This window comes from Brevibacillus porteri (assembly GCF_003013475.1).
Classification (GTDB): domain Bacteria; phylum Bacillota; class Bacilli; order Brevibacillales; family Brevibacillaceae; genus Brevibacillus; species Brevibacillus porteri.
This window is the reverse complement of record NZ_PXZO01000011.1, coordinates 215944-226790: the sequence shown is the minus strand read 5'-3', so window position 1 is coordinate 226790 and position 10847 is coordinate 215944. Positions and strand designations below refer to the sequence as shown.

The following is a 10847-nucleotide window of genomic DNA, read 5'->3' as shown; positions in this document are numbered from 1 at the left end:
ACACAGCTTTTATTGGAGGAATAGCAATTTCTTATGTCGCCCGATTAGATTAATTCCAGGATGTTCTCCAGTTCTTCCATAGAAAGGTCATCATCACCGAGATCACTCGGGGTCAATTCTCCATTTTCTTTTGACATGCAATGCCCAATAATGCTGAGCAAGTGATTCCGATAGCTGTCTGCCAATTTCACAATGGTTTCTTCCTTATACTGGAGACTGCTGTAACCAAAACTGATCTGGAGCTTTCCATCCTCGATCATGCCGGAAATATCCAACAAGAATGCTCTCTCCGATTCTGGACTGAAAAGCTGACCCGTACCAAGTGGCGAGAAAGTAAGTCCGCCTGATTTTACATCCGAATCAAATTGTCCGAGGTAGTTAAAGCTGATTTCCGGTTGCAGGCTAAATTGCAGGGATGGACGCAGCTTATCCGCCGTCATCGTGCGTAAAATCTCGTAGCCAATTCCTTTTTTCGGAATATGGCGTAAGCCCTCTTTGATTTGCTTGATTTGGTATGACAAGTCCTTTGATTTTTCCATATCAAGCACGACAGGGAACTGGGATGTGAACCACCCAATCGTTCTAGTCACATTCATTTCATTCTGAATATCTTCGCGACCGTGACCTTCCAGGTTGATGACAGCGTAGTTGGTATTTGCCCACTCTTTCACGGTTAATCCCAACGCAGTCAGCAACAGGTCATTTATTTCGGTGTGATAGGCATGATGAACGTGACGTAAAAGGTTTTCTGTCTCTTGAGCTGTCAACTCGATCTTCGCTGTACGGGTGTGCTTTTGTTTACGATCTGCTGTAACAAAATCGGTTGGCAACTTTTCTGCCGTGGTCACGCTCTCGAGGTTGTGCCAATACGCAGCTTCACGTAAAAGCTCGTCACTCTCTGCATAATCTTGCAATTGAGCCGACCAATCCTTGAATGAATCTGTCTTTTTCGGCAAGACGATCTCCTGATTGTGGAGAGCCTGCGAATAGGCAGATGAAAAATCTTCAAACAAGATGCGCCATGAGACACCATCCACGACCAAATGATGAATGGCAATCAGTAAATGGTCCCCTTCAGTTGTGGAGAAGAGTGCCAAGTGGACGAGTGGTCCCTGTTCCAAATCGATACTGCTTTGGATATGATCAGACAACTCCAAAATACGAGCTGCGCTATTTGCATGATCTTTCAAGTCATACGAATGGAAGCGGAATCGCTCACCTGTCAGCGCTCGATTGATTTGCGTGATTGTCTCATTCTCCAGTTTGTATATCATGCGCAACGCATCGTGGTGCTCGACGATTTTGTAGAACGCCTGCTGAACAAGTCCCGGATCAAAGCCATCCTCTCGGAACAGCATAACAGCCTGATTCCAGTGATGACGGTCAGTGAAATTGCATTCGAAGAACCACTTCTGGATGGGCGTCAAGCCAATCTCGCCTTCTACTACTCCCTGATCGCTCTCTCTGGTGTTCGGTATGACATGGGCAGCAACTTGTTCAATGGTCGGATATTGGAACAGTTCCTTCATTGCCAGCGTCCACCCTGATGCGTGCAATCGCGTGGATACCTGAATGGCTTTGATGGAATCTCCGCCCAATTCAAAGAAGTTGTCTTTCATTCCCACTTGCTGAATTCCCAATACCTCTGCCCAGGTCGTTGCAAGTAAATGTTCCAGTTCGTTTTGCGGTGCTTCATATTCTCTGCCCGATTTCTCTTCGTGGCTTGGCTTCGGCAATGCTTTGCGGTCAATTTTGTCATTTGGTGTCAACGGCATTTTATCCAACTGAACAAAAAAGGAGGGAACCATATAATTTGGCAATTCTTTTCCCATGAATTCTCGCAGTTGAGCCGGACTTGCTTCCCCATCAGCTACATAGTATGCGCACAGGTAAGGTTGCCCCTGGTCATCCAAATGTGTGATGGCTGCTGCCTCAATAATCGTCTCAAATTTCAACAGAACACTCTCGACTTCACCCAGCTCTACCCGATGACCACGCACCTTCACTTGATGATCGATTCTGCCGAGATACTCGATATTTCCGTCTGGAAGCCATTTGGCCAGATCCCCGGTGCGATACATCTTCTCTCCTGGCACAAACGGATTGTCGACGAATTTTTCAGCCGTCAATTCTGGTCGATTCCAATATCCTCTCGCGAGCGACACCCCGCTGATGCACAATTCACCTATTTGACCAACTGTCTTCAATTGCATTTGTTCATCCACGATGAACAGCTTCGTATTCTGAATAGGTTTTCCAATCGTAATGCTCTGACTAACTGGTTCATGCGGCAAAGCTTTCCAGAGTGTCGCGCAAACCGTACTCTCTGTCGGGCCGTAGCCATTGATATAGGTCACTTTCTCTTTCCATTGCTCTACCAATGCGGTAGATGCTGCTGATCCAGCAGTAATCAGGATACGCAATGACGGCATACGGTCAGGCTCAAGATAAATGGCATACGTCGGCGGCAACGTGAGAATAGTAATTCCGTTTTTGTGGACGTATTCCTCAAATTTGCGGAAATCATTGATCGTATCGCGGGAGATGATATACAAGCTCGCTCCTGTCAAAAGAGCTATAAACATATCCCAAACCGATGCGTCAAAAGAGATACTTGCAAAATGCCCTGGCCGATCTTGTGGCGTTACGCCAAGTTGATTCCTGAACACCGCTTGCAGATTGGCCGCTCCTTTGTGCTCCAGCATGACGCCCTTTGGATTGCCAGTGGTACCGGACGTGTAAATGATATAGGCAAGATCAGACGGCTTGTTGATGCAAAGCAGATTGTCTGTATGCGACGAATAGCTCCCTGCGTCGTCCAAATCGATAATTTCTGCCTGACTGGACACCTTGTGGGTCAGATGATTATGAGTTAGCACGTGCTTCGCTTGACTGTCCTCGATCATGTACCGGATTCTTTCCTCGGGATAATCCGGATCGACCGGCAAAAAGGCGCCGCCAGCTTTTAAAATGGCGAGTGTGGCAATGGCCATTTCCAAGGAACGTTCTACCATCATGACGACGATTTGCGATGGCCCTACTCCTCTTTCACGCAATACGGTGGCTAGCTGGTTCGCTCTTTCATTGAGCTCTTGGTACGTCATCTGATTCTCTTCAAATACAACGGCCGTTTGATCAGGCGTATTTGCTGCCAGTTCCTCAAAGAGCTGTTGTATGGTCTGGTTTTCCGTGTACTCTCTGTCTGTATGATTGAACTCCACCAGCAACAACTGCTTTTCTTCTGCCGTTAGCATCTCAATCGCTTGAAGTTGCTTATCAGGTTCTGCCGTAACATTTCGTAGAATTTGCATGAAATGACGCGACATTCTGTCTACCGTGTCTCTTCTAAACAGCTTGGTGCTGTACTCCAGTCGCAGCAACAGGTCTGTTTCCCGTTCAGTCAGGTGAAAAGACAGGTCGAACTTTGAAATGGCAAGCGCGCTCGTCGATTCATAGGGATGATAGGTCAGTTGACCCAGTGTTTTTTGGTACAGTTCGTCGGTTTGCAGAATGAACATGGTATCAAAAAGTGGATTGCGTCCCGGATCACGTTGAATGCCAAGCTTTTCAACCAGACTTTCCAACGGATAATCCTGATGATCATAGGCATCCAGGGCATTCTGCTTGACTTCCATCAGAAACTCCTTGAAGGTCTTCTCTGCTGTCGGTTTGTTTCTGATTGCTAGCGTATTGACGAACATACCGACAATCGGTTCGAGCTCAGCGCGTGTCTTGCCGGAGATTGGCGTTCCGACAACGATATCATCCTGCGCCGTATACTTCGAAAGCAGCAAATTGTAGGCGGCTAGCAAAACCATAAACATTGTCGTTTTCGTTTCTGCAGCCAGCGCGTGTAAAGCTTCCAGCAGAGGTCTATCGGTAGCAAGTACGATTTGATCACCCTCAAAGCTTTTCACAGCTGGACGTGGAAAATCTGTCGGAATCTCCAAGACAGTGTTATGCCCCTCAAACGCATGGCGCCAATATTCTTCCTGCTTTTTGAAGTCATCTGACTCGTTAAAGCCTTTTTGCCAAACAGAAAAGTCTTTGTATTGGATACGCAGCTCCGGTAACTCTCTGCCTTGGTACAATTCTGCCAGTTCATTGAAGATAATCGTGATAGACGAGGCATCCGAAGCAATATGATGCATGTCATACAAGAGAAGATGACGTTCATCCGAGATTTGCACGAGCCCCATGCGCAGCAGTGGCGGAACAGCCAGATCAAATGGACGGACAAACGCATGGAAAATTTTATCGATCTGATATTCTTCTGCACGCTGATACTCCATTTCCACTTTCACGTGGTCATGAATTTTTTGGACCAGCTGATCTCCTACCATCTCAAAGGAGGTTCTCCAGATTTCGTGACGATCTACCAATGCTTGCAGCGCATGCACCAATTGATAGCGATCCAGTTGACCCTCTAGCATGATCATCCCAGGCGTATTGTAGCTGATACCCGCGCCTTCCAACTGATGGAGCACGTACATCCGCTGTTGGGCAGATGATACCGGGTAGTAATCTTGTGGTTCTGCTGGTTGAATCGATGCATCTGGCGCATTCTCACTGTTTGCTATCAGCCTGGACAAGGCTCGAACGGTGGGCTGTTCAAAGAAATGCTTCAAAGGAAGATCGGTTTGAAACTCCCGATGCACATGCGCCACTATCGTCATAGCTTTTAAAGAATGTCCACCCAGCTCAAAAAAGTTATCCATCACTCCGATACCGGAGATGCCAAGGACGTTTTCCCAAATCTTTGCCAGTGTTGCCTCTACTTCATTAGCAGGCGCGACATACTCCACACCTGTTGTAGGCTTTCCTTCAGGCTTCGGCAGTGCTTTGCGATCGATCTTGCCATTTGGCGTGAGCGGGAAAGCATCCAGTTGAACGAGATAGGTTGGTACCATATACGCTGGCAGTTCTTGAGATAGATGTGTTCGAAGCGCCGCTTCCGAGATGTTGTCTTTTCCGGTGAAATAGGCAGTCAGGTACGCGTCTCCGCTTCCATCCTGATAAGCAACGACAATCGCTTCATTTGTCGTTTCATAGCTGAGAAGAACCGATTCTATCTCCCCGATCTCAATCCGGTATCCTCTCACTTTTACTTGTTCATCCAGACGTCCTGCGAATTCAATCGTGCCGTCAGGGAGCCATCTGCCAAGGTCGCCCGTCTTGTACATGCGTTCACCTGGCTCAAATGGATTGGAAACAAACTTCTCTTCGGTAAGTTCCGGTTTGTTCCAATATCCGCGTGCCAAACCGAGTCCGCCTATACATATCTCTCCCACTACACCGATTGGTAGCAGCTGGTGCGAATGGTCCACGATGTATATGCTTGTGTTTGCTATTGGCCGTCCAATGGTGATCGGAGCATCCGGGAGCGTATCGCACAGATAGGTGGCGATAACACTGCTTTCTGTCGGACCGTACGCATTGACAGCAATCATCTGCGGATTCATCTCTTTGCACATCTCAACTAACTTCGGTGATAGCTTTTCTCCCCCGAGCACGGCCATTTTCATCGGACTGATCTCATCGGTGGTGCTGCATTCCAAGATCGCTTGGAACAAACTTGGCACGCATAACGTGTAGCTGCAACTCCATGTTGAGATCAGGTTTTTGAGCGCTATCGGATCTTTGGCTTCTTCATCCTTCGTCAAGACAACGGTTGAACCGGATAGAATCAACGCAAAGAAGGTAAGGACAAAACCATCAAAGGCAAAGGATAGAGCCAACAAACCTCTGTCATGGACAGATAAGGCAAACTCTTCTTTGTTCCACGTCACACTGTTGACAATACCTCGGTGCTCCACCATAACGCCTTTTGGCCTACCTGTCGTACCCGATGTGTAAATGATATAAGCCAAATTGGTAGCCGTATGAATCGGGTCAAGATTTGTGGTGATCCGAGAATAGTTACTCGTATCCTCCAGATACAGGCATTCCACTCCAGCAACAACCTTTGTTCCAAGATGCTCTTGGGTAAGCACCAAACGAGCTTCGCAATCTTCGAGCATGTAAGCAATGCGATCATTCGGATATTCTGGATCGATAGGCACGTATGCTCCGCCAGCCTTGAGAATGGCGAGGATTCCGATCACCATCTCCAAGGAACGATTTGTCATAATCCCAACTCGTTCGTCAGCCTTTACTCCTTTTTTCCGTAATGTACGAGCAAGCTGATTGGCTTTCTTATTGAGCTCCAGATATGTCAACTGTTTGTCCCCGCAAACCAGCGCGATTTGATCAGGGGTTTTCAGTACTTGTTCTTCAAATAGCTGTGGAAGTGTGCTTTCCAACTCAACAGGCTTGAATGTGTCATTGAAATGGACCAGCAATTCCTGCTTTTCTTGCTCAGTGAGCATCTCCATCTGATAGAGAGCCAAGTCCGTGTTCGTGATGACTTGTTGCAAGATTTGGATGTAATGACGCGACATTCGTTCGATGGTCTCCTGCTTGAACAGCTTGGTGCAAAATTCGAAGCAGAACATGAGACCTGCATGGTTTTGCGTTGCTTCGAGCGACAAATCGAATTTCGCCATTTTTCCCTCTGGCACGAAAGGTGTCACTGTCATGCCTTCGATCTTGATCGGATCGGCATCCATGTTTTGCAAAATGAACAAGGTGTCAAACAATGGATTGCGGCTTCGATTTCGATTGACCGCCAGCTTTTCAACGAGTTCCTCAAACGGGTATTCCCCATGCTCAAATGCAGCGAGTGTATTGTCCTTCACTTCTCGTAAAAATTGCTTGAAGCTTTTGGTTGCCACAGGCTGATTTCTCATTGCTAGCGTGTTGACGAACATACCCGTGATGCTTTCGGTGTCAGGGTGCGTTCTTCCAGCTGTCACGGTTCCGACTACCATGTCTTCTTGCCCGGAGTATTTTGCGAGTAAAACATGATAGGCTGCCATGAGCACCATGTAGAGCGTAGTCCCCGTATCGGCCGCCACTCGTTGCAAGCCATCCAGCAGCTGTTTTTCTGTGCGGAATGAATAACGTATCCCCTCAAAACTTTGAACAGACGGTCGAGAGTAGTCCAAAGGCAGATTCAAAACAGGAATTTCACCAGCGAATCGCTCGGTCCAAAACGCTTCCTGTTTTCTGTATTCGTCTGTCTGTGCCAGACCCTTTTCCCAAACCGCGAAGTCTTTATATTGAATGCGTTGCTCTGGCAAGGATTTGTCTTGATAGAGCTGTGCAAGATCATTCAGGATGATTTGCGAAGACACTCCGTCTGAGATGATATGGTGCATATCGATGATCATGACATGGCGCCGCTCTCCCAGTTTGACCAGTCCAACCCGACTTAATGGAGCCTTTTCCAAATCAAACGGACGCATGAAATCCGTGATGACTTGATTCAAACGTTCTTCTGCCGCTTCCATGTAGGTGATTGGCAGTTTGCATTCCTGATGGATGCGTTGAACCAGCTCACCGTTGCTGGTATGGAAGGAGGTTCGCAGCGATTCATGACGACTCACCAGATTGGAAATGGCATACTCCAGCTGCTGCACATTCAATTCCCCATCGAGTACCGTCACAACGGGCAGATTGTACACCGTACTATCCGGATCGAGCTGGTTTAAAATCAGCATGCGTTTTTGCGCTGAGGATACAGGATAGTGCTCTTGCATGACGACCCGCGGAATAGCGAGATACGTTCCTTCCTCTTCACCTTCCACATACTTGGCGATTTCTTGAATGGTTGGTCTATCAAACAACACGCGAAGCGGAACATCTGCTTGGCAGTCTTTTTGCATCCGGGAAATGAGATGAATCGCCTTTAGCGAATGACCCCCGAGTGTAAAAAAATTGTCCTGAATGCCAATCGGGGACACGCCGAGTACGTTTTCCCATATGGCTGCCATTTTCTGTTCCAGTTCGGTTGTCGGAGCGAGGTAATCCGCTCCCGTAAAAGCATTCCCCTCAGGTACGGGCAAGGCTCTTCTGTCTGTTTTTCCATTAGGTGTGACCGGAATCCGCTCCAAGTTCATAAAGAAGGAAGGGATCATATACTCTGGCAGCGTTCGTGATAAGTAAGCACGCAGCTCCTCGTTACTGACTTCGTCTGTCAAAACGACATAGGCGCACAAATACTTTCCGCCTGTCTCATCCGTTCTATCGATGACCACGGCTTCCTTAATCAAAGCGTGGTTGAGCAAGTGCGATTCAATCTCTCCCAGCTCGATACGATGACCCCTGATTTTTACCTGATGGTCGATTCGCCCTAAAAACTCGATATTGCCATCTGGCAGCCAACGAGCGAGGTCACCCGTTCGATACATTCTTTCTCCTGATTGATACGGGTTCTCGAGAAACTTCTCCGCAGTTAGCTCTGGATTGTGCAAATACCCTCGCCCTACGTTCGCACCAGAGATATACAGTTCCCCAACAATGCCGTCTGGTTTCATCTGCAGCTTTTCATCCAGGATATAAATGCCTGTGTTACTGATCGGTTTTCCGATTGGTGGCAGCTCTGGAATATTCATGCTTGGGTCCATCGTGTAGGTGGTTACCACATGTGTCTCCGACGGCCCGTAATGATTGTGTAAAAATACGTGATGGTTCCGCAGATATTTCTGTAGCTCATGAGTGACGACGAGCTGTTCCCCGGCTGTGATAATGTGCTTGACGCAACGCGGGAAGCTTTGCGCATAATCTTTTTCGTTAAAGATAAATTTCAAGAAGGATACAGGGAGGGACAAAATGCTGATCTGTTTTTCCTGGATAAAGGCAAACAGTTTTTCTACATGACGTCTCATCTCATTCGTGATGAGATAGAGCTGTCCCCCGGAAAGCAGCGTGGAGAAAATCTCCTGGTAGCAAACATCAAAGCTGCATGTGGTATACTGCAATACTTTTTCATGAAAATCGATGTTGGTCTTGGTAAACGTAAAATGCATCAGATTTGCCATGTTTTTATGCTCAAGCATGACGCCTTTTGGTTTCCCTGTCGTTCCTGAAGTGTAGATAATATAAAACAAGTCATCTGGATGATTGATCGTTTCGACTGATGCACTGCTCTCTTCCCAGATGGCTGGAGCGCTGATATCTATTTTTTCAGTAGAAGTAGTGACTTTCTCTAGTAGATGATGCTGGGTCACTACCAATTGAATCCCGCTATGCTCGAGCATGTAGGCAATTCGTTCTTCTGGCAGTTCTGGATCAATCGGTACAAACGCACCACCGGCTTTCAAAACCCCAAGAATTCCTACAATCATCTCGATGGAGCGATCCATCATCGTACCAACCAGACTGTCTGCAGCAATCCCTTTTCCTCTCAAAAATCTGGCGAGCTGATTGGACTTTTCATCTAGCTCCCGATACGTCAACTGCTGTTCTCCGAATATGACAGCAACCTGATCGGGTGTCCTTTCCACCTGTTCCATAAAGAGCTCGTGCATGGTTTTTGCTGGATATGCCGCTGAAGTATCGAAGTTTCTGTCCATTAGCTGTTGTTTTTCAGCTTCTGTCAGCAAGGTAACCTGTTGAAGCGTGACCTTCGGATTGTTTGCCACGCAAGCCGCAATCTGTTTGAGATGTCCAGCCATTTTTTGGATAAAGGCTTCATCGAAAACAGCAGCATTATAATCAAACCTCATCGCAATCTCTTCTTTGGGCATTACCATGACAGTCATGTCATAATTGGTAGGCTCAAACATCTCGACATCAGAAATAGTAAAGCCTACTTGCTGTGTCGAGGCCTTTTTCTGCAAGGCCTCAACCAACGGATAGTTTTCGATGACCATCAGGTGATCGATCAAATCTTGCTTCAATACGGAATCGTTTTGAATATCGTACAAAGGCACATGCTCATATGACTGGGATTGCAGTGTTCTTTGGTGCACAGCCTGTATCAAGTCGGCAAAGGTTTGATCGTTTTTCGCTTGAATGCGGAATGGAATGGTATTGATGAACAACCCAACCATTTTGTCGATTCCGACGATTTCAGTTGGTCGCCCGGATACAACAGAGCCGAATAGCACATCATTCGTAGCGTTATAGGATTGGAGGAGAATCCCCCATAAGGTTTGAATCACAGTCGGCAATGTCACTTGATTTTGACTTGCGATCGCAGAAAGCTGCTGCGTCAGCATGCTGTCCAGCACAAAACGATATTGTGCAGGTAGAAAGGCATTGCTAGAAGGCTTCCCAAACTTCGGCAAGGAAGTTTGCTGTTCAAATTGTCCCAGATAGTCTCTCCAATATGCGAGAGCAGCCTCTTTATCTTGCTTTTCCAGCCAACGAATAAATTGGCTGTATGGCTGCACCGGATCAAGGGCAATCGGAGCCCCGTTCTTTAAAGATAAATAGGCGGAAAGTAAGTCATCAAAAATAATGCTAAAGCACCAACCATCCATGAGTATGTGATGAAAGCTCCAGATGATTTGGTATTCGCTCTCCGTCATTTGGAAAATAGCCACTCTCATCAACGAATCTTTCGCCAGATGAAAGGTTTTCTCTTGGTCATTCCTTTTGTATTGTGTGTAGCGATGCTGCTTTTCTTGCTCGTCGTATGCAGTTAAATCGCAAAATAGGATGGGAATGGGCCGTTCCTTCAAGACAACCTGCAAAGGCTGCTTTATTTTTTCATAGAGAAACAGCGTGCGAAACACATCATATCTCTCTACCAGCACATGCAAGCTATTGGTAAACAAACCAACATCAAGATCGCCCTGAATCGAAATGGACATCTGTACAAGATGAGAGTTATGTTCTTCATCTAGCAAGGCGTGAAATAACATTCCCTCTTGCATGGGCGTCAATAAATACATATCTTGTACTTGTTCTTTGCTAAAAACACTCATTCCGGCACCTCGATATCAACTGTATTTGTCATA

The 10847-nt window shown here is 46.8% G+C and carries 1 protein-coding gene; it reads right to left on the bottom strand.

Annotated features, from left to right (window positions below; translation table 11 throughout):
* Positions 1 to 44 precede the first annotated feature (44 nt).
* Positions 45 to 10814, bottom strand: coding sequence for a tyrocidine non-ribosomal peptide synthetase TycB (tycB, locus tag C7R92_RS09015; RefSeq protein WP_106833987.1), 10770 nt, complete (start codon positions 10812 to 10814; stop codon positions 45 to 47).
* Between the last annotated feature and the right edge of the window lie 33 nt (positions 10815 to 10847).

What these genes read in the sequence shown, in the direction of transcription:
- tycB (WP_106833987.1), bottom strand. Translation starts at nt 10,814, where the DNA reads ATGAGTGTTTTTAGCAAAGAACAAGTACAAGATATGTATTTATTGACG.